19 protein-coding genes are annotated in these 23,632 nt (G+C 53.1%); 17 read left to right on the forward strand and 2 right to left on the reverse strand.

Translation table 11 applies throughout. The annotated features are described in order from the left end of the window. The first annotated feature begins 34 nt into the window (after nt 1-34). From COMA1_RS04585 to COMA1_RS04595, 3 genes are all read left to right on the forward strand, one after another. Entirely contained in the window at nt 35-2,335 is a 2,301-nt protein-coding gene (locus COMA1_RS04585) for a PAS domain-containing protein (protein ID WP_090744402.1), read from the forward strand. Beyond that, a complete protein-coding gene (locus COMA1_RS04590; protein ID WP_090744405.1) occupies nt 2,313-2,684 on the forward strand; it encodes a response regulator in 372 nt (123 codons plus the stop codon). The genes COMA1_RS04585 and COMA1_RS04590 overlap by 23 nt, the downstream gene beginning before the upstream one ends. A gap of 92 nt (nt 2,685-2,776) precedes the next feature. Continuing rightward, entirely contained in the window at nt 2,777-3,196 is a 420-nt protein-coding gene (locus COMA1_RS04595; protein WP_090744407.1) for a hypothetical protein, read from the forward strand. A gap of 2 nt (nt 3,197-3,198) precedes the next feature. Here COMA1_RS04595 and priA read toward each other — a convergent pair whose 3' ends face one another. Together priA and COMA1_RS04605 are read right to left on the reverse strand one after the other, a co-directional pair. Beyond that, nucleotides 3,199-5,460 (reverse strand): replication restart helicase PriA, encoded by a 2,262-nt coding sequence (priA, locus tag COMA1_RS04600; RefSeq protein ID WP_090744410.1) that lies wholly within the window; start codon nt 5,458-5,460, stop codon nt 3,199-3,201. A 126-nt stretch (nt 5,461-5,586) separates the two neighbouring features. Then, nucleotides 5,587-7,158: an OmpA family protein gene (locus COMA1_RS04605; RefSeq protein WP_090744413.1), complete on the reverse strand. Its 1,572-nt coding sequence runs from the start codon at nt 7,156-7,158 to the stop codon at nt 5,587-5,589. A 577-nt stretch (nt 7,159-7,735) separates the two neighbouring features. Here COMA1_RS04605 and ndhC point away from each other — a divergent pair. From ndhC to COMA1_RS04680, 14 genes are all read left to right on the forward strand, one after another. After that, complete coding sequence (ndhC, locus tag COMA1_RS04615) at nt 7,736-8,119, forward strand: NADH-quinone oxidoreductase subunit A (protein WP_090744420.1); 384 nt, start codon at nt 7,736-7,738, stop codon at nt 8,117-8,119. A gap of 7 nt (nt 8,120-8,126) precedes the next feature. Further along, nucleotides 8,127-8,654: an NADH-quinone oxidoreductase subunit B gene (locus COMA1_RS04620; protein WP_090744423.1), complete on the forward strand. Its 528-nt coding sequence runs from the start codon at nt 8,127-8,129 to the stop codon at nt 8,652-8,654. 9 nt (nt 8,655-8,663) lie between these two features. Continuing rightward, nucleotides 8,664-9,161: an NADH-quinone oxidoreductase subunit C gene (locus COMA1_RS04625; RefSeq protein ID WP_090744426.1), complete on the forward strand. Its 498-nt coding sequence runs from the start codon at nt 8,664-8,666 to the stop codon at nt 9,159-9,161. A 116-nt stretch (nt 9,162-9,277) separates the two neighbouring features. Continuing rightward, entirely contained in the window at nt 9,278-10,420 is a 1,143-nt protein-coding gene (gene nuoD / locus COMA1_RS04630; RefSeq protein WP_342672685.1) for an NADH dehydrogenase (quinone) subunit D, read from the forward strand. A gap of 77 nt (nt 10,421-10,497) precedes the next feature. Next, the gene (locus COMA1_RS04635) at nt 10,498-13,191 is read left to right on the forward strand and encodes a molybdopterin-dependent oxidoreductase (protein WP_090744432.1); all 2,694 of its coding nucleotides are present in this window, start codon (nt 10,498-10,500) and stop codon (nt 13,189-13,191) included. A 47-nt stretch (nt 13,192-13,238) separates the two neighbouring features. Next, nucleotides 13,239-13,826: an NADH-quinone oxidoreductase subunit NuoI gene (nuoI, locus tag COMA1_RS04640; protein ID WP_090744435.1), complete on the forward strand. Its 588-nt coding sequence runs from the start codon at nt 13,239-13,241 to the stop codon at nt 13,824-13,826. 9 nt (nt 13,827-13,835) lie between these two features. After that, on the forward strand, nt 13,836-14,363 hold the full coding sequence (locus COMA1_RS04645; RefSeq protein ID WP_090744438.1) for an NADH-quinone oxidoreductase subunit J family protein: 528 nt from the start codon (nt 13,836-13,838) through the stop codon (nt 14,361-14,363). Continuing rightward, complete coding sequence (gene nuoK, locus COMA1_RS04650; RefSeq protein ID WP_090744441.1) at nt 14,360-14,662, forward strand: NADH-quinone oxidoreductase subunit NuoK; 303 nt, start codon at nt 14,360-14,362, stop codon at nt 14,660-14,662. The genes COMA1_RS04645 and nuoK overlap by 4 nt, the downstream gene beginning before the upstream one ends. A 135-nt stretch (nt 14,663-14,797) precedes the next feature. Then, nucleotides 14,798-16,774, forward strand: a complete 1,977-nt coding sequence (nuoL, locus tag COMA1_RS04655) for an NADH-quinone oxidoreductase subunit L (protein WP_090744443.1) — start codon at nt 14,798-14,800, stop codon at nt 16,772-16,774. Nucleotides 16,775-16,799: 25 nt separating this feature from the next. Beyond that, nucleotides 16,800-18,356, forward strand: coding sequence for a complex I subunit 4 family protein (locus COMA1_RS04660; protein ID WP_090744446.1), 1,557 nt, complete (start codon nt 16,800-16,802; stop codon nt 18,354-18,356). Between the two features lie 10 nt (nt 18,357-18,366). Beyond that, a complete protein-coding gene (locus COMA1_RS04665; RefSeq protein ID WP_090744449.1) occupies nt 18,367-20,076 on the forward strand; it encodes a complex I subunit 4 family protein in 1,710 nt (569 codons plus the stop codon). Then, on the forward strand, nt 20,073-21,569 hold the full coding sequence (locus tag COMA1_RS04670; RefSeq protein WP_090744452.1) for an NADH-quinone oxidoreductase subunit N: 1,497 nt from the start codon (nt 20,073-20,075) through the stop codon (nt 21,567-21,569). Before COMA1_RS04665 ends, COMA1_RS04670 begins: the two co-directional genes overlap by 4 nt. Nucleotides 21,570-21,688: 119 nt before the next feature. Next, nucleotides 21,689-23,206 (forward strand): sensor histidine kinase, encoded by a 1,518-nt coding sequence (locus COMA1_RS04675; protein WP_090744455.1) that lies wholly within the window; start codon nt 21,689-21,691, stop codon nt 23,204-23,206. Next, nucleotides 23,175-23,630 carry a response regulator gene (locus COMA1_RS04680; protein WP_090744458.1) on the forward strand — a complete coding sequence of 152 codons (456 nt, stop codon included), beginning with the start codon at nt 23,175-23,177 and terminating at the stop codon, nt 23,628-23,630. Before COMA1_RS04675 ends, COMA1_RS04680 begins: the two co-directional genes overlap by 32 nt. The last annotated feature ends 2 nt before the right edge of the window (nt 23,631-23,632 follow it).

The following is a 23,632-nucleotide window of genomic DNA, read 5'->3' on the forward strand; positions in this document are numbered from 1 at the left end:
TGTGTTGTCCTGACCTACCGGGAGGTTGCCCCTCATGGCAGCTGGTCTTTTTCTAGGAATGCTGCTTCTGCTGAGTCTCTCTCTCTGGCGTGTCCTTCGACTTCAGTGTGAGAACCTCCTGAAGGCCCAGGTCATTGAGGCGACGAAGTGTGGTGTCCTAGTGACCGATGCCACGCTCCCACATCATCCGATTCGCCAGGTGAATGGCGCCTTTCTCGCCCTGACCGGCTACGCAGAGCATGAAGTCCTGGGTCAAACCAGTATGATTCTGAGTGGCCCCGATACTGATCGTGCATCCATGGAAAAGCTCGGGTTGGCCCTTCAGGATGGGTGGGCTTGTCGGGTCTCTGTTCGCCATTATCGAAAGGACGGCACATCGTTTTGGAATGAGGTGATGCTTTCTCCGATTAAAGACCGGGTTGGACGACCGACCACCGTCATTTGGATCATGCGCGATATCTCACATGTTCGAGCGTTAGAAGCCGACCGTAGTGGGAGACCGTCGCCTACGTTGCTGTGCGAGTCCGTCTCAGAAGGAATGTTGGTGACGACGGACGAAGAGGTTGTGTACGTGAACATGGCAGGGTTGAGGATCCTCGGAGCGAGTTCGGAAGGTCAAGTGATCGGCCATGGATTCTTGGACTTGGTTCATCGGGATTTCCAAGAGACGGTTCGGGAACACCTTGTCCGAACATCATCGCCTGAATCAGAGTGTCACTGGGAGACCAGAGTCCTACATCGAGATGGACGTACCGTTGCGGTCGAGATGTCGGCAACGCCAATTGTGTGGGAGGGACAGGAATCGCTTCTGATCTGTTTCTCAGACCGGGTACATGCGGGTCGAAGGGGAGACGACGTCTCCCAGGGCCTCCATGATCTTCGCCGTTCAGAGTCCATTACAGATATGAACAATTGGGCCTGGGACGTCGCGCACGGTACGGAGCTGTGGTCTGCCGAACAGTACCGGATCTTGGGATACGAGCCTGGGTCAGTGCCGCCAACCTATGACACGTTCAAGAAAGCGCTTCACCCTGAGGATCGTGATCGCGTTCTCGCTTTGTTCGAAGAGACGTTTACCTCCGACCGCCCATACGATATCGACTGTCGGATCATTCAACCCTCCGGTGTGGTACGGTTTGTCCGGTGCCGGGGCGTTCTGATGCGTGGGCTCCCAGATCAGCCGATCCGGATGTCGGGCACCATCGATGACATTACCGACTACAAACTCATGGCGACGTTGGCGGAGGAACGAGTTCTTCAGCTCAAGGTTGTGTTGGATGCCTCGACCACGGGGATGGTTCTAGTCAGCCGGGAAGGCACGATCTCTCTTGCCAACGGGAAGATTGAACAGATGTTCGGGTATGTGTACGGGGAACTGGTCGGCCGTCCTGTTGACTCTCTATTCCAGACTGCTGATCGTGCACAGTATGCTCGTGAATCCCGAGAGGTCTTGTCAGCTTCGAGGGCGTGTCTTTCAAGAACCGGTGTGGAACTTTCTACTTTGAGAAAAGATGGTTCGGGATTCCGCTCTGAGATCGGTTTGTACCCGATTGCTCTCTCTTCAGGGCCGTCGCTCCTGGTCACTATTGTGGACATCACGGCTCCTCGTCAAGCTGATCGAACGTTTCGGGATGATCAGATGCGTTTGGATCTTGCCGTGCAGGCCGGGCAGGTTGGGATCTTTGAATATGATTACCAAGGGGGTACTGTCTGGTGGTCTCCGATCCTACGGGCCATCCATGGCATTGGGATGGAGGAACCGGCTTCCCTGGAGAGGTATCTGCAGCTGGTCCATCCTTCAGATCGAGAGATGACGAACGTGATGGCCCGATCTGTCAACACTCCCCATGAGGATCGGATCTTTGAAGTGACCTATCGAATTATTCGTCCGGATGGAGCCACTCGCACGATCAGTCTCTGTTACCAGACCTGGTTTGATCGAGAACATGCACCAGCTCGACCACGTCAGACGGTCGGAATGCTTGTCGATATCACGGATCGGAAGGCTTTTCTGACTCGCACGCCCCCTCTCTCCACGATGGAATCACCTCGGACTATCCCTCGTAGTGTCTTTCATGAGTTCAACAACAGTCTTACCGCTGTACTTGGTTTCAGCGAGCTGGCCCTCTCGCTGATTCCTACCGACAGCAAGGCCCATCGTCATCTTCAGCAAGTCATTGCAGCCGGTAGAAACGCTCGGGAGCTGGCTCAAACCATTCGCCGCGCGTCAGATCACGCGGCTTCCTCTCCGGAATCCATTCTGCCCCCACAGCCCGGGTCGGATTCATCGGCGTCACAGACTGAGGTGCCGGATGTTGTCGGTCCTCATCGTTGACGATCAAGACCAAATCCGTCAGCTGATCCGTGACACCTTGGAGAGGGCGGGGTACCATGTCGAAGAGGCGCGTGACGGAAAGGAGGGACTTCAGCGTTATCGCGAAAACTCCGTCGACCTTGTCCTCATGGATATTCTTATGCCGGATCAGGACGGATTGGAGGCCATCATGGCGCTTCGGCGTGAGTTCCCAGATTCTCGGATCATTGCCATGACCGGAGGGATTGATGGAGTCGGCGTCCCTAATTTTCTGGATGTGGCAACCATGCTAGGGGCAAGGCTGACACTTCAAAAGCCATTTGAGCTTCAGACTCTCCTCGATGTGGTCGCTGCCGAGGTGGCGCGCTAACTCACCCTCCGGTACACTCATTTTCTTTGCGTTGACATCGCATGGTAATCTCGTCAGACTCTGACGCCTTCCAGTGAGCGTGGTTCTTATCTATGAAACTGCTGAATTGGTTTCTAGGGATCCTTGTAGCTGCCGTCGGATTCTGGCTGATTTGGGGAACAGTTGCTCCGGTCGTTGTGCTTGGATGGACGCTTGTCGTGGGGGCTTTTCTTTGGCTGAAGGCTGAGTCGATCACCGAAATCTGGGCGTGGGCGACGTTGTTACTCGGGCTGGAAAGCTTTGCGTGGCCGGTGGTGTTGATGATTCAACTCAGGGGCCCGTCAGAATCGCTCCCCGAGGCCGAGATGGGAACAATTCTTTCAGCGGTTGTGTTGGGTCTGTTCTCTTCCGTATTTTGGATTTCGTTTTCCTATGGCCTGTTCAAACGGGCGTGGCGAACAGATCAACCCTTGTCCGATGATGTGCCAATCAGGACATCGATAGCTCACTCGGGGAAAAGGAAAGGCGTGTAACGTTATCCACTCTCTACCGGGTCCATATCGACAACGAATTTGATCTGCCTCTGTCGGTATTGTCTTTCCATGCTCTCAACCGAATCCCGGAGCCGATGTGCGAGGAGGTCGGGATCAGCTCCCTTCACCAGGAGCCGGCGGTGATGCTGCCCTCGAAGCCGTTTTCCCAGCGTCGGGACCGGTCCTAGCACGACAAGATGTTCTTCGACAGAGGTCTGTCGTTGAAGGTTGGCACCCCAGCGGGTAGCGGCCTCTTCGACGAGGACCGTATCGTGCCCAGCGACGGTAAGATCGGCGATGTGGCACACCGGTGGATAATTGAGAAGTCGGCGTGCGATGAGTTCCTCATTGTAGAACTGATGAGGATTCCAAGATAGGAGAGCTTGTACGGCGTGGTGGGAAGGGAGGCGAGTCTGCAAGATGACTTGCCCTCCAGCGGATGCCGGGTACGCCACGCTTGCCGCATCAACAAGGAGGTGGTACGTCCGCTCCGCAGCTCGAAAATCCGAGACATGTAATCCGGAATCGGCTTGAAGAATTCCCACCACATGGTGTTGTGGAAGGGGCTCTTGAGTGAAGAGTGCTTGCGTCCCTATCAGAATATCGCATGATCCGGATCTCGCACGTTCCCACAGTGAGCGGGCGGTGGATGGGCGGTGGAGTGTGTCACTGTCGAGGCGCACAATCGTGGCATGAGGAAACAAATGATGAGCTTCAGCCTCGACACGTTCAGTGCCTTCACCGACGGGACTCACCGGGGTGGCATGGCATAGGGGACATGCATCAGGCAACTGTTCCGCAACTCCGCAGTACCGACAGGTAAGGCTTCCGGCTTCTCGGTAGTAGGGGAGTGCGACGGTGCAGGAGGGACAGCGCGGTACCCAGCCGCAGTCTCGACAGATCAGCGTTCTGGCATATCCTCTCCTATTAAGGAAGAGCAAGATCCTTCTTTTACACTTGAGGGCATCGCGCATCGCGGAGCGCAGGTTGTGGCTCAGGAGAGTTCCTCTCGACTCCTTGGTGAGATCAACCAGCTCAATCTTTGGCTGCAGGGCTATGTCTTTCTGAACCCGATGAACTTCCGCTTCGGTATCGAAATTCGATTCCAAAGATAGGTGTTCCGATGCAAGGACCACCACTGCATGATCCTCCTTCGCCCGTAGACTGGCCACGTCCCTGGCATGATATCGAGGCTCTTTAGGTTCTTTGAGGGCTGAGTCCTCTTCTCCTTCAACCCAGATGAGTCCGACGGAATCGAGCTGTGCAAAGATAACTGAACGGGTTCCCACAAGGACTGATGGAGTCGGGCCTTGACGATGATCCAATCGTTGAGGCGAGTGGGGCAGCTGGGCAAAGTCAATCTGAAGTCCGGTGAGTGATGCGAGCACTTGTGTCAACCAGCGTGCTTTTGCCGTCTCACCGCATACCACAATTATCGATCTGTTGTGTGAACGCACTTGGCGAATGGCCTCTGCAAGTCTTCCTATCCGTTGTTGCCATGGAGCCTGGAGAACGATTTTCTTCATGTGGTCCGCCTGTAGGCATTGGTGGAGATGAGCACGCCAGGCGGGGTCTATCCCGTAGGGTTGACTCGTATCGACTACAGCGTGAGGCAGGGTTTGTTGTTGCTCTGGCTCAGTGAGGGGGATCCGCTGTCGCTTGCGAGTCTGGATATGCCCTGCGTTCGACAGTATAGGATTGATCCACGAGCGCTCAATGAGGGAATCGACCGCTCGCAAGGCATGGCCATGTTGGGTTGGCTGGAGTGTGGAAGACAAGATCCCAGAGGCTCGGTGAGCGATTCGCTGTAGCGTTGGTCGAAGGGGTTCTGGGCAGGTACCTGTTTCCAGTGCTGTGCGGCCTAGCTGAGTGGCGATATAGCGCGTGGGGGAGATGAGTGATGGAGGGCTGAGTAATCGAAGGCATTGGCCCCAGGGGGCCACATAGTATTGTGCGATTTTGTGAGAGAGTTCGAGGAGGGCGGGAGAAATCGTCGTATTGTGCCGGTCTTCGACCAGCGAAAGAATCGTCTTTAGGGACGTAGACGTCATCTCGGGTGCGAGATGGGAGCTGATGGAAATCACGACTCCCTCTAGGACGGATTGGCCGAATGGCACCTTGACGAGGCTGCCGATTTGAATACGTTGAGCGATGGACAATGGAACGAGATAGGTGAATGCCTTCGTGATGTGCCGCGGAACGAGGACATCCGCAAACCGAGCCTCTGGTTGCGGCTGCGAGGCCGCAGTGCCCTGGAGAGCCATACAGCATTCTAACAGTATGGAATCATGAAGGACACCGAGTCTGTCGTCCGCCTAGCGTTAGGACGGAATATCTGGAGAGATAGCGTGGTAAGAAAGTGAGCGGAGTCCATCCTTCGCGAGGGGAGACTATTCCGTCGGTGTCCCACCTGCTGCTGGTTGTTGCTGAGATGTGTCTGGTCTACTCGGCTCCATCGGCGTGGAAGGACTCCCGGTATCGGGAGTACCAGCAAGACTGCCAGATCCAGTCTGGGAAGTCCGCGAAGAATCGTCCAGAGACACAGTTCCTGGGGTAACAGGGTTCCCAGCATCTGAAGCAGGCGTAGAGGGGTTCTGTTGATCGAGATTTCCACGCGCATTCAAATTGGGAGCATTGGTGCTCAACGTGTGCGTGTGAGTCGGCTCCTCCGAAGCGTCGGCTTCGGCGAGATATAGCACGACCTCCACACGACGATTCTTTTTGCGGTTCTCTTCCATCTCATTTGACGCGGTTGGTTTGCTGTCCCCAAGTGCCACGGCTGTGACCCTGGCTGAGTCAATACCGCCTTTCTCGACAAGATAGCGAAGAACACCGTTTGCACGGACCTTGGACAGTTCCCAATTGCTCGGATAACGAGCCTTGAGGGAGGGACCGATTTCGACGTTATCGGTATGACCTTCAATTCGAATCAATCGGGTATCGCCGCTGGTTCGCAAATATTCAATGAACTGATCGAGCACGGCATAATTCTCAGGCTTGATCGCGGCATCTCCTGATTCATAGCGCAAGAACTTGGCTAGTTCGCCCAGATTGAGACGACTTTGTCCGGAGGCATCATGTACTGTCAGCTTGCTGGTGACCAGATCGGTAGTTGGTCTAACAGGCGATGGATTACTCTGCTCCGCAGATGCATGCGTGAGTGCGACGACAGGATGGGCAGAGGGCTCAGGAGATCCGACGAACTTGAACCGATCTCCCTTGATGACACGGGTATTTGCCCTCAGGATTTTGGCGACGGCTGTGTGCGCCTCCGTCGAGAGTACTTTCAGCTGCCCGATTCTTCTGGGTGGCAGCACAGGGCTATATCGGTGCATATCAAGCAGATCTCCCTTTTGCAGTCCATCCTCCCTTCCGCGATCGATGTACACCACATTGGATTGTGAAACTAAAGTCATCGTCCGGTCGGCTTGAAGCTCAATAATCATTCCTTCAAGGTCGGATATGTTCGTTTCGGATCTGGTAGTAGGCTCCTGTGCGGGTTCCTTAAATCGGGCGACAGGATCCCCTGGGGCAACAGGTCCATAATTCACCACAATTTGCACTGTTGTGAGGGCATGATCGGCAGCGGTCACCCTCACCACGGCCGAACGATTCACCACAAACCCAAGGTATTCTTGAGTGACCGGATGAAATACCTTTCGCACCCGCCGGTACACGGTAAAGAGATCTCCGGTTGCCACATCAGCGGGGTTATCCAGTTTGAGATAGAGGGAGTCTCCTTTTCCTAAGAGCATTCGATTCCCCGACGATTGATTGTCACCGGTGATTAAGTTCACGGTTCCGTCCATTGCCGAAGATTTCTCGATCATTCCACTGGCAAAGGCGAGTCCTCCGTCTAGTATTCGAACGGAGTCGAGATTCGAGACCTGGGCGAGGGCTTGATCACGGGAGAGGCTCATTTCCAAACACAGAAGCAAGAGGAGGGAGATCATAATTTTCATAGTATGGAGTCCTTAATTAGGGCAAAGGTCGCTTAAAGGACCATAGCAAACAACCCTGTCTTGTCAAGAATTTGAACTGAATTTGTGAGGGGTTTGACCGACATTTCTCCAGATGGTAACGTGACTGGCATGACTGGTCCGTACGACTCCTCAAGGCGTTTACTGAGAAGTGATATGGAATCTGAGAAGGCGGCCGCCAGGCATCTTCTTGTCTCTGAGGAGTTTCCTAGGAAGGTCAGAATCGAAACCCAGATTCATCGGCGACGAGCAGCCAAGGCGTTTTCTCCGCTGACGCCAGAATGGGACCAAGCAAGTCCTACTCATCCTGAGCAGCGCATAAACCAAGAGCAGCAGTAAATGACCAAACTTGTCCCAGGATGTCGTGCTCGTAAGTCTATAACCTCTCAATAGTCCTTCAGTTTTCTGCATTCTCTTCCTCACTAAGAGCTGTAGGGCTTTCGGGTGATCATGACTTAGGTCCTTTGTTCTCTTGCTATCCCAAATAATAGCGCACTAATATTCCACCCTTTGCGCCTGGAATGGTCTTTCAGGTCAATGCCTTGCAAGAGAAAATCGTATGAGCGGATCAGAGGCTCTTCTTGTATATCTGACGAAGTACTTCCCAATTTTTCTCTTTATTTTCACTGGTTTAATATTGGGAATACTGACGTTACTGGTCAGCTACTTTGTGCAACCGAGATATCCCGAGCCTGAAAAACTATCGACCTATGAATGTGGAGCCGAACCTTTTTCGGATGCCCGTATGCCGTTCCCCGTCAGGTATTACATTTTTGCGATGTTGTTCGTCATTTTCGACATCGAGGTCATCTTTCTCTATCCATGGGCCGTCGTATTCACCAAAATCGGGATCGTCGGATTGGTCGAGATGTTGATCTTTATTGGGTTGTTTGTCGTCGCCTACGTGTATGCCTGGCGCAAAGGCGCTCTGGAGTGGGATTGAGGATTCTATGGGATTGATCCAACTGGGACGCCATGAGAAGGATGGGGTTCCGGACGTCATTACGGGATCTCTTGAAAAGGCCGTCAACTGGGCCAGAAAAGGCTCACTATGGCCGATGACCTTCGGGCTCGCCTGCTGTGCCATAGAAATGATGGCTGCGGTTTCTTCACGGTACGATATGGATCGCTTTGGGGCTGGAGTATTCCGAGGGTCGCCACGGCAATCGGATCTGATGATCGTGGCAGGAACTGTCTGTCGTCGGATGGCGCCGGTCATCCGAAAAATCTACGATCAAATGCCAGAGCCTAAGTATGTGATTGCGATGGGTTCTTGTGCGACATCTGGGAATATTTACGATAGCTATTCTGTCGTACAGGGTGTTGACCGCTTTATTCCGGTTGATATTTATGTGCCCGGTTGTCCGCCAACCCCAGAAGCTCTCTTGGACGGTATCCTCAAGTTGCAAGAGCGCATCATGCAAAAACGGGTGTTTGTAGCCCAACCTGATCAGGTGAAGGCAAATTTGAAGGTCTGACGGACGGTCATGCATCCTCTCTTACTGCGGGTTCAGCATACGTTCTCGGTTGGTGTGACCAACGCTAGTGAGTGGCGTGGCGATGTGTCTGTGACAGTGACCCGTGACAAACTTCGCGAGGTCGCCCAATTCCTGCACGATGATCCAGGGATGGATTTTGACTATATCGTCCATGTGAGCTCTGTGGATTGGCCTGATGACGAAGAGCGATTTGAGGTGGTTTGGGAGTTCTACTCGATTCGAAAACGTCAGCGGATTCGACTCAAGACTCGAGTGCCTGAGTCGGATTGTGTAGTGGATTCTTTGACGGATCTCTGGAAGGGGGCGGACTTCATGGAGCGTGAAGTCTACGATATGATGGGGATCCGGTTCCGGAACCATCCCGATCTTCGCCGTATTCTTATGCCGGATGACTATACCGAGGGATATCCCTTGCGAAAAGACTTTCCGTTGCGTGGCAAAGGCTGGCGAGACACATTCGACTTTTTGGATGAAGTCCCTCGATAGGATGCTTGACCAGTATGGCATTCGAAGATCAAAGAACCACCGTTTATAAAGTCAACCCGGAACACCCGGAGAGTGAGACGCTTCCGACCCTACGGACCGAAGAGCTTTTGCTCAACATGGGGCCTCAACATCCCAGTACGCACGGTGTTCTTAAGGTGATCTTGGAGTTGGAGGGAGAGCGGCTGGTGAAGTCTACTCCGGTCATGGGGTATCTCCATCGTGGCGTTGAAAAGCTTGCGGAAGATGGGACCTACCATCAGTTTATTCCCCATACCGATCGACTGGACTATGTCTGTGCGATGTACAACAATTTTGCCTATTGCCGCGCCGTTGAAAAGCTCCTGAATTTACAAGTGCCGGAGCGGGCGGAATATTTGCGGACGATTGTTGCTGAAGTTCAGCGCATCATCGGTCACCAGTTTTGGCTGAGTGCCCAGGCCCTCGATATTGGGGCCATGACCGTCTTCTTCTATTGCTTCCGGGATCGTGAAATCTTGCTGGACTGGTTTGATGAACTGTGTGGAGCTCGTCTTACGACCAGTTGGTATCGGATCGGCGGGGTGGAGCGGGACTTGACTCCTGCGTTAATCGACAAACTGAAACAGTTTCTGGACTATTTCCCACCGAAGATCGATGAATACCAGGTGTTTCTTGAGAAAAATCGTATCTGGTTGGGACGCACCAAAGGGGTTGCCGTCATTTCTGCGGAAGACGCCGTTAGTTTTGGCCTGAGCGGGCCTGTTTTGCGTGGATCCGGGGTGGACTATGACCTGCGCAAGTATGAACCCTATAGCGCATATCCGAAGTGTGAGTTTAGCGTCCCGGTGGGAAAAAACGGCGATACCTATGATCGGTATTGGATTCGGGTGATGGAATTGTATGAGAGCGTCAAGATCATCCGGCAATGCCTGGAGCAGATGCAGGAAGGTCCCATCATGGCGGATGCCCCGAGCGTCACGCTGCCCCCGAAGGAACGGGTGTTTACGAACTTGGAAGCCATGATTCAGCAATTCAAGCTGTTTTCGCAAGGGTTTGATGCTCCGCCTGGAGAAATCTATTGCGGCACAGAAGCCCACAAAGGGGAACTGGGTTTCCATATCGTCAGTACGGGTGGGGGTAAGCCGTATCGATTGAAGATTCGTGCTCCATCGTTCATCCATATGGGTGCGTTCGATCATATGGCCAGAGGTTATATGATCTCCGATGCCTGCACGATTTTCGGGACCTACGATATCGTGATGGGTGAATGCGACCGCTGACTGTGAAGCGTGAGATGTGAACGGTAAAATCAGGGTGTCATTTTACGGTTCACGTTTTCCTTTCACGGAGAAGAATAATGGGACTAAAGCCAGCGACTAATCCCGACGTTGAAGCCACAAGCATTGAACTGAGCATTGACGGGAAAACCGTCACGGCAAAGGATGGGGTGTCGCTCTACGATGTCATCTCCATGACGGGGAAGATCATCCCGGCGATGTGTTACCACTACACCTTCGACCCGTTTGGCTCCTGTGGGATGTGCCTCGTGATGCAGGAAGGGAAAAAAGCTCCTGTTCGATCTTGTACGGCGAAGGCCGCTGCGGGAATGGTGATTCGTACCGAAGGAGAAGATCTCTTCCTCGCTCGTAAGAAGGCCGTTGAGAAACACCTGTCCGTGCATCCTCTTGATTGTCCGGTGTGCGATGCGGATGGCCATTGCGAATTACAAGATATGGCTTTCCAGCATGGCGTAACCAACCTCGCCAATGCCAAACAAAAGTTTATTCCTGAAGATACGCGGAGCCCGGTCCTCGACTTCAATATGAATCGGTGCATCGCTTGTGCGGAATGCATCAATGTCTGCAAGGATGTCTTAATGATCGATGCCTTGCAATTCATGAAGAAGGGAGGATTCAACCAGGTTGTCCCCAAAGGGGATCTTCCCCTCAATTGCGAGTTCTGCGGGGATTGCTTGGCGGTCTGCCCTGTCGGTGCGATCACAAACAAGTTTTCCAAATATCTGTATAAGCCATGGCAGATGAAAAAGACGACCACCACCTGCAATTATTGCGGCGATGGTTGCCAGATGTACTTGGAAACCAAAGACGAAGAAGTCGTCCGGGTCACATCGCCCCTGTCCTGGAAGAACAAGTGGGGTGATCGGTCCGATACGGCCAAAGGGCACGGCGGACTGTGTGTACGGGGCCGGTTTGGCTTTGAGTCATTGGATAGTCAGAGTCGGCTTGTGCACCCATTGGTTCGTGAAAGCGGGCGCCTGGTTGAAAAGCCATGGTTGGAGGCCATGCACGGGCTTGTCGATCGATTTGCTGAAATCAAAAGCAAGTATGGTCCCGATGCCATCGCCGGCCTTGTGACGGCTCGGTGTACCAATGAAGAGCTGTATCTCTTTCAAAAGCTCATGCGCACGGCATTTGGAACCAACCAGCTTGATAGTAGCGCGCGCTACGGCCATATGAATTTTGTATTAGCGTCCAAACACGCCATTGGCCTGGGGAGAACCGCTAACGATTGGGAGGATCTCACGAAGGCGAAGGCGATTATCGTGATCGGCTCCAACATTACTGAGACGAATCCGCTCACGGCGGTGCGCATTAAAGAAGCGGTACGCGTGTATCGAGCCCAGGTGGTGACGTTCGACAGTGCCATTACGAATATGAGTAAGCTCGCCTCCCATCCATTCTTGATCAAGCCTGGGACGGAAGGAGCAGTGATCGATGGGCTGCTGAAAGCGACGATCGAACTGGATGTGGTAGATGAAGCGGCTGTGGGAAAGCATCCGCAAGCCTTTGAGGCGCTCAAGAAGGCGGTGGCAAGTCTGTCGATGGAACAATTGACGGCTCAGACAGGACTATCCAATGAAGTCTTCAAGGAAATTGCCAGACTGTTTGCCGAATCACCGCGGTCGATCATTCTGTGCGCGGAAGGAATTGTCCGACGGGCGAACGGCTATCACAATGTGCTCAAGTTGATGGATCTTGCTTGGATTACCGGAAAGATCGGACAACCGGGGTGCGGAGTGAGTACGGTGACGGAAGAGCCCAATGAGCAAGGGGCTGTCGATATGGGTACGGCTTCTGAATTCCTCCCAGGACAGGGGCGGTATGGGGATCCAGAGGTGCGAGATCGTTTCGAGAAAGCTTGGAACACGGTGCTCCCTCCTCCGAGCTCTGGCGCGCATCTCGTTGAAATCTTGAAGCGGTGTCGGACTGGACAGATCAAGGCCTTGTACATTCTCGGGGAAAATCCCTTGGCCACCCTTCCGGCCTCCATGGAAGTCCGGGCTGGGCTTGAGCGGCTTGAACTATTGGTTGTCCAAGATCCGTTCTTGACTGATACGGCGAAGCTGGCGCATTTTGTGTTGCCGGCTTGCACCTATGCGGAAAAGGACGGCACCTTTACAAATTTTGAAGGGCGGGTCCTTCGTGTTCGCCAGGCCATGGATCCGCGTGGAGAGAGTTTGCCTGATTGGCACATCATGACCGCCCTGGCCAACGCCATGGGATGCCAATGGGACTATCAGTCTGCAAATGATATCCAAAGCGAGATCATGAAAATGCTCCCCGGGTACTACAATCTTGGTCAACCCCGCAAAGTAACGCCAACGCTCGACACCTACTTGTCCAAGGGGTATGCGACCACGGTTGGGAAGCGGTATCAGGCAACCCAGGAAGTCAATGCACTAACTCGTCCGTTTGCCCTATTGATGGGACAGCTCCTGATGCATTCCGGCAAGCTATCGGTTCAGGCGCCCGGCCTGATCACCATTGCTCCGAATACCGCAAGACTAAGAATGAATGCGCAAGATCTGGAAAGTCTCGGTCTCCAAGAAGGGGCGAAGGTGCGCCTGACGTCGGATCGTGGTTCTCTCCAGATCGCCGTGCAGATGGATCAGTCGGTTGCACCTGGCACCTGCTTTTTCCCTGAGCATTTTAATGAGCCTCCAGTAAAGGATTTGATGACGGTGACCGTTGACCCCACGACCGGTGTCCCGTCATTCAAGCAGATGTGGGTCAACGTTGAATCGGTATGATGCGATGAAGATGTCCGCTCGCTCGTGCCCATGACCAGGATCCTACGATGAGCATCACTGCCTTAACGAAAAAGATTCTTCATGCGGCCCTGTTCTATGAAATCTGGGACGCGATGAAAGTAACGTTTCGGCACATGCTCCATCGACCGATGACCTTTCAATATCCACGGGAGCACCGCACGATTCCTGACGCGCATCGAGGGGCCCTTGGGTTGTTGCGGTACGATGACGGACGAGAACGGTGTGTCGGATGCGATTTGTGTGAAGTCGCCTGCCCGTCGCATTGCATCAAAGTGATCAGTGCCGAAGATACCACGCGGCCGCTTCAACGGTATGCCAGCGAATTCTATATTGATATTACCAAATGTGTCTTCTGCGGCTACTGTGTCGAGGCCTGTCCGGTTAATGCGTTGGCCATGACCAAGATGTATGAATACTCAACTCATGATAAACGGAGTCTCCTGTTCGATAAAAAGCGCCTGTACGATATCGGCGAGCGGCATCTCGAGGATGGGAAGAAGTATTTGTATGCGCACAATCAAGAAAAGAATCTTGAGGAGAGCCGCGAGTATCGATACTACTTCCCACAATCAGTTGCGAAGGCAACGCAGACACCTCCAAAGCATCTGAGTTGAGCGGACAATATGATCTTGGCATTTTTCTCGTACTTTGCATTGGTGAGCATTGCCGCTGGCGTACTCACGGTTACCCTACGCAACCCAGTTCACTGTGCATTATCCCTGCTTGCCTTACTCATGCACGTCTCCGGTCTGTTCATCCTGTTGAATGCTGAGTTTCTATGGGCGGTCCAAGTCATTGTCTATGTTGGGGCTATCTTGGTGCTCTACCTCTTTGTGCTGATGTTGATGAATCTCAAAACCGACGAGCGATATTTTCACACGTCGGCGCCGTATTTTGCGGGGTTGTCATCGTTAGGGGCTCTGTATGTACTCTTTCTCCTCCTCCGGTCGCCGTTTGACGGGGCCAAAGGACATGAGCCTGCCGGAGCGGTGTTGCATGAGGGAGATACCTACGCGGTCGGCATCAAGATGTTCAGTGACTATCTCTTACAGTTTGAAATCGTGGGGATCTTTCTGCTTGGGGCGATTATAGGCGCCATCGTGTTGGCAAAGACGCCGAAGGCCTTGGAGGCTGAACGAGACCATCGATGATACCGCTGTCTGCTTATGTTGCTGTGAGTGCCGTTCTATTTATGACGGGATTACTGGGTGTCCTGATTCGTCGGAACTTTATCATCGTGCTCATGTCCGTTGAGGTGATGTTGAATGCGGCGAACATCAATTTGGTCGCGTTCTCGCACTATCTCGAATCGATGGCCGGGCAGCTTGTGGCATTGTTTATCATCGCAATTGCCGCCGGGGAAGCGGCTATTGGACTGGCCATCATCATCGTGGTTTTTCGAAGCAAGATTTCTACGAATGTGGACGAGATGAACCTTTTGAAGTGGTAGCAGGATGTTAAGAGCGGCATCGTGTTCTGTTTTCGGTACCCCATGCCCTCAAAATTACCCCCAGCGGATGCAGTAGGAGCTGGTTTCACCGGCCTTCTCGCTTAGCTGAGCATCCTGAGAAAAACGTAGGACTGTGTGTCTGACACAATCGATCTGTTGATCAAATTGATTCCCCTGTTTCCGCTGATGGCCGTCATTGCCAACGGCCTCTTGGGCCATCGGTATTCACATGAGCTGGCGCATCGTTTGGCCTGGGGGTCTGTCGGGCTGTCTTTTTTGTGTACGCTCGTGGTGTTTGCAGACGTCTTGCGGACCGGCGCAGTACATGAAGTCGTCGTGTATCGATGGATTTTCGGCGGAGATTTGACGATTAACTTTGCGTACCTTGTTGACTCACTGACCTGCGCCTGGTTGCTGGTTGTGACGGGTGTGGGTTTTCTGATTCACATCTATTCTGTGGGGTATATGCATGGTGAAGAAGGGTTTACCCGCTTCTTCACCTACATGAATCTTTTCATGGTCTCCATGCTGCTACTCGTCATGGGGAACAACTATCTCGTCCTGTTTATCGGTTGGGAAGGGGTAGGGCTCTGTTCGTACCTCCTCATTGGGTACTATTACGATAAAGTCTCTGCCGCCAAGGCTGCCTCCAAAGCCTTCGTGGTGAATCGAATCGGGGATGCTGGCTTTCTCCTCGCTATCTTTCTCGTGTTTGTGAACTTCAAGACGCTCGACTATACAAAAGTCTTTGCTCAGGTGGGACAGCTATCTCCGGAGATGGCTACGGCGATTGCGTTGTGCCTGCTGGTCGGTGCGGTTGGCAAATCTGCTCAACTGCCGCTCCATACCTGGCTACCTGATGCCATGGAGGGGCCGACACCAGTCAGCGCGCTCATTCATGCCGCGACGATGGTCACCGCCGGCGTCTATATGATCGTTCGGAATCATGTCATTTTTGATCTTTCTCCCTTTGCCATGGCGGTCGTGGCATTCGTGGGTGGAGGGACCGCTCTGTTCGCGGCAACGATCGGCCTGGTGCAGACCGACATCAAGCGCGTCTTGGCCTATTCAACGGTGAGCCAGCTTGGGTACATGTTTCTCGGCTGCGGGATCGGTGCCTACACAGCATCCGTGTTTCATGTCATGACCCACGCCTTCTTCAAAGCGCTGTTGTTTTTGTCCGCTGGCTCGGTCATCCATGCCCTATCAGGGGAGCAGGATATTCAAAAAATGGGTGGATTGAGTAAACGCATACCGTGGACCCATCGTCTCTTTCTGATCGGTACCATTGCCATTGCAGGCCTTCCTCCACTGGCAGGGTTCTGGAGCAAAGACGAAATTATGGCCCACGCATTCAACACGCATCACTATCTGCTCTATAGCCTGGCGGCAGCCGGTGCACTGATGACGTCGTTCTATATGTTTCGGCTGACGTATTTGACCTTCTACGGATCCTCCAGGATGGATCATCATACCGAGGAGCACGTGCATGAATCTCCGATGGTGATGATTGCACCCTTGATGATTCTTGCGTTTCTTTCAGGAGTCGGTGGATTGGTATTGGGATTCCCTCCCGAACAGGGATGGTTGCACGGGTTTTTGTCTCCGGTTGTTGGAACCGGGACTGAGCATGAGGGCAGTGGGGGAATGACCATTCTCCTGATGGGTGTGGCGATTGCCATTGCCTTGATGGGGTGGGGCCTTGCGCACTTCCTCTACGCCGTGAGCCCCGTGACGGCGGAGGGATGGGCTGAGAAGTTTTCCGGTTTATATCGATTGCTGTTGAATAAATACTATATCGATGAACTCTACGACCTTCTCTTCGTCGAGCCGCTCAAACGTCTGGGAATGATTCTTGACTGGTTTGATCGGACGATCATTGATGGTGTGGTGCGAGGGGTGGGTCAGCTCGCAGATTGGGGCGCGTCTGGATCGACATGGGTCGAAAAGTACATCGTCTATGCGGGACTGAATGTCATCGGATATGGGAACCACCTTGCTGCCCGAGAGGGGCGAAAAATGCAGAGCGGCATGGTGCATCATTACGCTGCGATTATTGTAGCAGGGCTCTTTCTTCTGGCCCTGGTTGTTCAACTTGTCGTTCAGATGTAGGACATAGCCGAAACCGACGATCATCATGCTCGAAGAGCTTACTGCTGGTTTTCCAATTCTCTCTTGTATCCTCTTTCTGCCCGTTGTCGGAGCCATCGTTCTCTGGTTTATGGACGATGAAGACACGGTCCGAAGCTCAGCCCTCACGATTGCGCTGGTGGAGCTTGCTCTGTCGGTTTTTGTCCTCCTCCGATTTATCCCCGAGTCGGCCGCCATGCAGTTTGCCGAGCGGGTGCAATGGATTCCCGCATTGGGGATCAGTTATCACCTGGCTGTTGATGGGATCAGTGTCTTGTTCGTCGGCCTGACGGCATTTCTGACCGTTCTCGTCGTGGTCTATTCGTGGGACACGATCCGCCATCAAGTCAAACTCTACATGATGTGCCTCCTGGCGCTCGAAACGACGACCATGGGGGTCTTTGTGTCGTTGGACTTGATCCTGTTCTTCGTATTCTGGGAGCTGATGCTGATTCCCAGCTACTTTATGATCAAGCTGTGGGGTGGGGGAGCCGAACGCCATTATGCTGCACTGAAGTTTGTCATTTATACGCTCTTGGGCAGTGTGTTCATGCTTGTAGGAATCGCGCTGCTGGACATCAATTACCACCAATGGGCGTCCCTCCATCACAGTGATCATGTGTACTCGTTCGATCTGCTTGAGTTACTCACGGTTCCGATTCCCATCAGTCAACAGATCCTTATCTTCTGGTTGATGTTCCTCGGATTTGCGTTCAAGGCTCCGGTATTTCCATTCCACACCTGGCTGCCTGATGCGCTCTTAGAGGGCCCCATCGGGATGGCGGTTGTCCTGGCTGGCCTCAAGCTCGGGACCTTCGGTTTCATCCGTTTCAGCATTCCGCTGCTGCCGGATGCATCGAAGAGTGACACGGTTGTGATGATCGTGGTGGTGCTGGGGCTCTGTGCGATTCTCTATGGCGCATGGATGGCGTTGGTGCAGGCTGATTTTCGACGCCTACTTGCCTACAGCAGCGTCAGCCACCTCGGCTTTGTCGTGGTGGGGTTATTTGCGTTGAACTATCAGGGTTTGCAAGGCAGTCTGCTGACGATGATCAATTTGGGGTTCAGCACTGCTGGCCTCTTCTTCATTGCGGGGTTTCTGTATTCCCGTCAACAGACGACCCAGTTGGCGGCGTTCGGAGGAATGGCAAAACAGGTGCCGCTGCTGGCGACCTTCTTTTTGATTATTGGACTGGCTTCGATTGGACTGCCTGGTACCAACGGGTTTGTTGGCGAGTTTCTCATTCTGTTAGGTGCGTTCGAGGCCAAATGGTGGGTTGGATCTATTGCCGTACTTGGGGTGATTTTTGGTGCGGCCTACTTTCTCTGGTATTACGAACGATCGATGCTGGGCCCACTCGGCAGCTCCGTCAGGAGCACGATGGGTGATTTGCAACTGCGTGAGATGGTGATTGCGGTGTCTCTGTCTATCATGATTCTGTGGATTGGACTCTATCCATCCCCATTCTTGAGGATCATGAACGGATCAGTTCAAGCTCTGGTTGATCGCCTGCATCACGAGAAGACCGTTGCACTCGATAATGATATGACAGAAAGAAGGTAACAGGTTCCCAATGGGAGAGTACGCACTCCTCTATATTCTCTTTGCTCCATTTGCAGGAGCGCTCGCGTTGATATTTGTGTCCAATCGACAACCCTCGCTTGTGCGTGGGATTGCCGCGAGCGCCGCGTTTGTCTCACTGGTTGCTTCCCTCTATATATTCTATGGGTACGATCCGGTCCGAGGGGGATTTCAGTTTGTCCAAAAGTTTGCTTGGTCGAAGGAACTGGGTATTGCGTTGTATCTGGGGGTTGATGGGATTGGGACCCCGCTGGTGCTGGCTTCTTCTATTCTTTTGTTCGCTGGGATATTCGTGTCCTGGCACATCAAGGATCGGGCGAAGGAGTTCTATATCTGGTTGCTGATCTTGGCAGCCGCCACCATCGGCGTGTTCATGTCCCTCGACCTATTTTTCCTGTACTTCTTCTACGAAATGTCCGTCATCCCGATGTATTTGCTCTTGGGTATGTGGGGTAGCCATACCAAGAAATATTTGGAGATGACGGACCCCGAAGGATTGAAACAGAGAGATTCGGTCGGATTTATTTTTAATTTCGGGTCGAACAGCAAAGAGTACGCCGCGATGAAGCTGGTCCTGTTCCTTTCCGCCTTTGCCGTGGCTGCACTCATGGGGATCCTGCTCATCTATAAGTTTTCCGGACTGAACACCTTCGACATCTTGGTACTCCGAGAGCAAGCCAACCTCATGAATATCCCGGTGCTCGGGACGACGCTCGACAAGATTATCTGGGTGCTGGTGTTTTTTGGGTTTGCATCGATTGCTCCCATCTGGCCGTTGCATTCCTGGTCACCGGTTGGCCATGCGGCGGCCCCTGCCGCAACGAGCATGCTGCATGCCGGTGTGCTGATGAAACTCGGACACTTTTCGATTATTCGGGTAGCCTTTGAAATCTTGCCTGAGACGACCAGGGAGCTGATGCCGATCGCAGCGGTGTTGTGCATGTTCAGCATTATCTACGGCGGCTTCGTGGCGTTTTATGCGAAAGATACGAAGTATGTCATTGGGTATTCGAGCTCAAGCCACATGGGGTATGTGTTCCTCGGGATGGCCGCCTTGAATTACATCAGCCTGAGCGGAGCCATCATCTATATGTTTGCGCACGCGATGGCCACCGGCATGCTGTTCGCAATGGCCGGATGGGTCTATGACCAAACGCATACTCGTGACATTCCGTCGCTAGGAGGGCTCTCCAATAAGATGCCGTTCATTTCCGGCTGTTTTATCGTGGGATGTATGGCGTCGATTGGCATGCCTGGCACCGTCAATTTCGTGGCGGAAATCATGATCGTCGTTGGGAGCTGGAACAAGTACCCCCTTCAAGTGATCGTGGCCATGCTTGGTATCGTGTTGACGCTCGCATACCTCTTTAAAATGATGCGAGGGTTGTTCTATGGGCCGATGAATCAAAAGTACAGCCATGCGCATGACGCTGTCGGCACGATTGATCGATTGCCGCTTCTGATGATGATCACCATCAGTATCGGATTTGGTATTTTCCCGATGCATCTGTACGAAGTTGTCCGGTCCGGTGTGGACCCGTTGATTGCACGGATTACGCACGTGGTTCCTGTTGCTGAAAGCGATGGAGTGTTAAGAAGAGTGAAGGGTGCGGCCGCAATCACGAACCCTCCTGCTATTCCAATGGTCTCAACCACGCCCATCACCCACGTATCCGAGGCTCCTCGAGGAGGGCAAGAATGAGCTTTTCGCTGAATCTGTCCTTCTCTGATTTGCTCCTCTTATTGCCGGAGATCTTCCTGACGTGCTGGCTCTGTGTGGTCATCACGGTCGACTTTGTCTCACCCCGACTGCCCAAAGAACGACTGGCTTATCTGAGCGTCGGTGGGCTGCTCGCAACGCTTGGTTGTTTGGCGTGGTTTGACATGAATCAAGTATCCGGGACGCTGTTCGGGAACATGTTTGTGCTCGACCGGATGGCGATCTTTTTCAAGATATTCATCTTAGGGTCTACGATCCTCGTCATTCTGGCGTCAATCGAGTACGTCGACCGGTTTACGCTGTTCCGTGGTGAATATTATGCGCTGGTCGTCATGTCCGCGCTTGGCATGATGTTCATGGCCTCAGCCAACGATCTGCTGTCGGTGTTCGTCAGTTTAGAGTTCTCAACACTCGGATTTTATATCTTGGTGTCCTACCTACGGGATGACTTGGCCTCGAATGAGGCCGGCCTGAAGTTTTTTATTCTTGGCGTGTTTGCCGCCGGTCTCTTTGCCTATGGCATCAGTTTGGTGTACGGGGAAACCGGGAAACTCGTGTTCTCTGACATGGCTTCCGCTCCGGCCACACCTGGTTTGATCATCGGGTTTTTACTTATCTTTGCGGCACTGGGCTTTAAGATCGGCGCGGTCCCTTTCCATTCCTGGATTCCGGATACGTACCATGGCGCTCCGACGCCGGTCACGGCTTTCTTGTCCATCGCTCCGAAGGGTGCGGCTTTGGCCATTTTGCTCCGGATTTTCATCGTAGCATTGGGGACGTTCAAGCCGACCTGGATCTACTTGCTCGTTGCCGTGTCCATTGTGTCTATGACCTACGGCAATATCGTGGCCATTGCACAACGAAATATCAAACGGCTGCTGGCTTATTCTGGTATCGCACAGATCGGAAATGTCCTTATCGGTCTTGCGGCCGGAACCAAGATGGGAAATGACGCGATTCTCTTCTACCTCCTGGCGTATCTCTTCGCAAACATCGGGGCGTTTGCCGTGGTCATTGCCGTGAGTCAGGCCATTGGAAGGGATGAGATCGAAGATTATCGTGGCCTCGGGCGCCGTTCACCTTTTCTTGCTTTTTCGATGCTACTGTTCCTCCTCTCCCTTGCCGGAGTCCCCCCGCTTGCCGGGTTTATTGGGAAACTCTATATCTTTATTGCGGCGATCAAAGAAGGCCTATACACGTTAATCACCGTCGGGCTGATCAATATCGTGATTTCGATGTACTATTACCTCATCGTGGTAAAGCAAATGTACATCAATGAGCCAATTGATCCGTCCCCCATTTCGATTTCAGGTCCCATGAAGACGGTGATTTATGTTGGTCTCGCTGGGACTCTGGCGATCGGAATCTATCCCCAGCCGTTTACGGATTGGGTCGTTGCGGCGACACTGATGTTTTCGAATTTTGTGACTCCCGCTGCGACAGTCATGCCTCCGAGTCTGTTGATCGGCGGTTAGGTTTCTGCTTTCCCATCTACACAGTTCTGCTACAATTCAGTTTGAGAAACGAATCTTCTCGTCTCTCCCTCGGGTGATCCTAGCGTGATCGGTGTGCCTGGGGCCGGTCGTCCAGGTCTATGGAATCAGCCACCAACCATCAGGCCCAAGCTCCCCCTCTGCATGATGACGTGCGCAAACTTCCCAACGGTTCGACTTCAGGGATCACTGCGTCTTTTCAGCGTATCATCCGGTGGTTTCAGGCGCTGACGATCGAGCAACGAGTTCTGACAGGGTTCAGCCTTGTATTTGTCGGAATTCTCATCATTAGTGCGATCTCGTATCACAATACTAACGGTCTGCTGAGGAGCAGTGGGCTCGATGGTCGGAGTCATGAGTTGATCCAACTGCTCGACAGCATAGACGCTGCGATGAGTGAAGCTGAAGGTACGCATCGGCGGTATCTGGTGACGGGTGAGCAAGCCTATCTGGAGGCCTATAAGCGTGTGATTGCTCAGAAACCCACATTCTTGACCTATCTCAATGAATTGACCAAGGATTCGCCTGAACAACAGCGGCGTGCCGGCGAGCTTACTCGGTTGATGGAGCGTCAGGTGAGTGTCGAGTCAAAGGTGATCACTCAAGTCCAGGAACGCGGCGTCCAATCCGTCAGTAAAATGGCATTGGAGGGCGCAGGGAGACGCGAACTCGACGGGATCCGTCAGATTATTAGCGAGATGGATGTGTATGAACGACAAGCAGTGAATCGACGGGTCATTACATCCGCTGCAAGTACACGCGATACGATCATGCTGTTGGCTATCGGTGCTGGTTTACAGCTGGTGCTGCTCGCATCGGTGTACTACCTGATTCGCCACGATATCATCGAACGCCGTCGTGTGGCTGATGAGCTACAACGCCGAGGAGAACTTCTTGAGGCTGCCAATAAGGAGTTGGAGGCATTTAGTTATTCGGTGTCTCATGATCTTCGCGCGCCGTTGCGACACATTGACGGCTACGCTGCCCTCTTGCGCAAGTCCGTGGACCAGTCACTGAATGAAAAAGCTGCCCGGTATTTACAGACGATTTCAGAAGCTGCGAAGCAGATGGGACAGCTGATCGATGATCTGCTGGTGTTCTCTCGTATGGGCCGTCAAGACATGCTGCAGACGACGGTGAACATGGATCAGTTGATCAAGGGTATTCAGTCCGATCTGCGCCTTGACTTGCACGGGCGTCAGATATCATGGACAATCGCGTCACTACCTGAGGTAAAAGGCGATCCGTCCATGCTTCGACAGGTCTTCACGAATTTACTCACCAATGCACTGAAGTTTACGAGCACAAAGCCCATAGCCTCCATTGAGATTGGAGTCGAACCTCCCAGCTCCGACGAGATCGTGATGTATGTGCGTGACAACGGTGTGGGATTCGATATGCAGTACGCTCCGAAGTTGTTCGGGGTGTTTCAGAGACTACACCGGGCTGACGAGTTCGAAGGAACAGGGATCGGACTTGCCAATGTTCGTCGGATCGTTCATCGTCATGGAGGTCGGACATGGGCCGACGGTGTCCCGGATAAGGGAGCCACCTTCTATGTTGCGCTGCCCAAAGGGGGATCCAAGGATGACACTCACCAAGCCGATTGTGCTCGCTGAAGATAATCCTCGTGATGCGGAACTTGCGCTGGCTGCCATGGAGGAAGAGCATATCTCCGATAAAGTTGTTCTGTGTCATGACGGCGCCGAAGTCTTGGACTATTTGTACTGTCGGGGACACTTCAAGGCGCGGTTGAAAGGGAATCCCGCAGTGGTGTTTCTTGACCTGAAGATGCCGAAGGTCAATGGGCTGGAGGTCTTGCGCACCATCAAAGCAGATACCAATTTGCGAGCCATTCCCGTCGTCATGTTGACGTCATCTCGCGAGGAGAGGGACTTGGCCGAGAGTTATACCCTTGGCGCCAACGCGTATGTCGTGAAACCTGTGGAGTTTCAGCAGTTCTTATCGGCGGTCAAGGAGTTAGGGGTATTTTGGGGGGTGATCAATGAACCACCCCCGGAACGAGCCTGGTCCCATCAGTAACC

Origin of the sequence: Candidatus Nitrospira nitrosa, from assembly GCF_001458735.1 — a bacterium.
GTDB classification, from domain to species: Bacteria; Nitrospirota; Nitrospiria; order Nitrospirales; family Nitrospiraceae; genus Nitrospira_D; species Nitrospira_D nitrosa.

Excerpts from the sequence above, each read along its gene's own strand:
- COMA1_RS04660 (WP_090744446.1), top strand. The coding sequence starts at position 16,800 with ATGCTCGAAGAGCTTACTGCTGGTTTTCCAATTCTCTCTTGTATCCTC.
- COMA1_RS04675 (WP_090744455.1), top strand. The coding sequence starts at position 21,689 with ATGGAATCAGCCACCAACCATCAGGCCCAAGCTCCCCCTCTGCATGAT.
- COMA1_RS04680 (WP_090744458.1), top strand. The coding sequence starts at position 23,175 with ATGACACTCACCAAGCCGATTGTGCTCGCTGAAGATAATCCTCGTGAT.
- nuoK (WP_090744441.1), top strand. The coding sequence starts at position 14,360 with ATGATACCGCTGTCTGCTTATGTTGCTGTGAGTGCCGTTCTATTTATG.
- COMA1_RS04635 (WP_090744432.1), top strand. The coding sequence starts at position 10,498 with ATGGGACTAAAGCCAGCGACTAATCCCGACGTTGAAGCCACAAGCATT.
- COMA1_RS04590 (WP_090744405.1), top strand. The coding sequence starts at position 2,313 with ATGTTGTCGGTCCTCATCGTTGACGATCAAGACCAAATCCGTCAGCTG.
- priA (WP_090744410.1), bottom strand. The coding sequence starts at position 5,460 with ATGGCTCTCCAGGGCACTGCGGCCTCGCAGCCGCAACCAGAGGCTCGG.
- COMA1_RS04595 (WP_090744407.1), top strand. The coding sequence starts at position 2,777 with ATGAAACTGCTGAATTGGTTTCTAGGGATCCTTGTAGCTGCCGTCGGA.
- COMA1_RS04585 (WP_090744402.1), top strand. The coding sequence starts at position 35 with ATGGCAGCTGGTCTTTTTCTAGGAATGCTGCTTCTGCTGAGTCTCTCT.
- COMA1_RS04620 (WP_090744423.1), top strand. The coding sequence starts at position 8,127 with ATGGGATTGATCCAACTGGGACGCCATGAGAAGGATGGGGTTCCGGAC.
- nuoD (WP_342672685.1), top strand. The coding sequence starts at position 9,278 with ATGGGGCCTCAACATCCCAGTACGCACGGTGTTCTTAAGGTGATCTTG.
- nuoI (WP_090744435.1), top strand. The coding sequence starts at position 13,239 with ATGAGCATCACTGCCTTAACGAAAAAGATTCTTCATGCGGCCCTGTTC.
- COMA1_RS04665 (WP_090744449.1), top strand. The coding sequence starts at position 18,367 with ATGGGAGAGTACGCACTCCTCTATATTCTCTTTGCTCCATTTGCAGGA.
- ndhC (WP_090744420.1), top strand. The coding sequence starts at position 7,736 with ATGAGCGGATCAGAGGCTCTTCTTGTATATCTGACGAAGTACTTCCCA.
- COMA1_RS04605 (WP_090744413.1), bottom strand. The coding sequence starts at position 7,158 with ATGAAAATTATGATCTCCCTCCTCTTGCTTCTGTGTTTGGAAATGAGC.
- COMA1_RS04645 (WP_090744438.1), top strand. The coding sequence starts at position 13,836 with ATGATCTTGGCATTTTTCTCGTACTTTGCATTGGTGAGCATTGCCGCT.
- COMA1_RS04625 (WP_090744426.1), top strand. The coding sequence starts at position 8,664 with ATGCATCCTCTCTTACTGCGGGTTCAGCATACGTTCTCGGTTGGTGTG.
- COMA1_RS04670 (WP_090744452.1), top strand. The coding sequence starts at position 20,073 with ATGAGCTTTTCGCTGAATCTGTCCTTCTCTGATTTGCTCCTCTTATTG.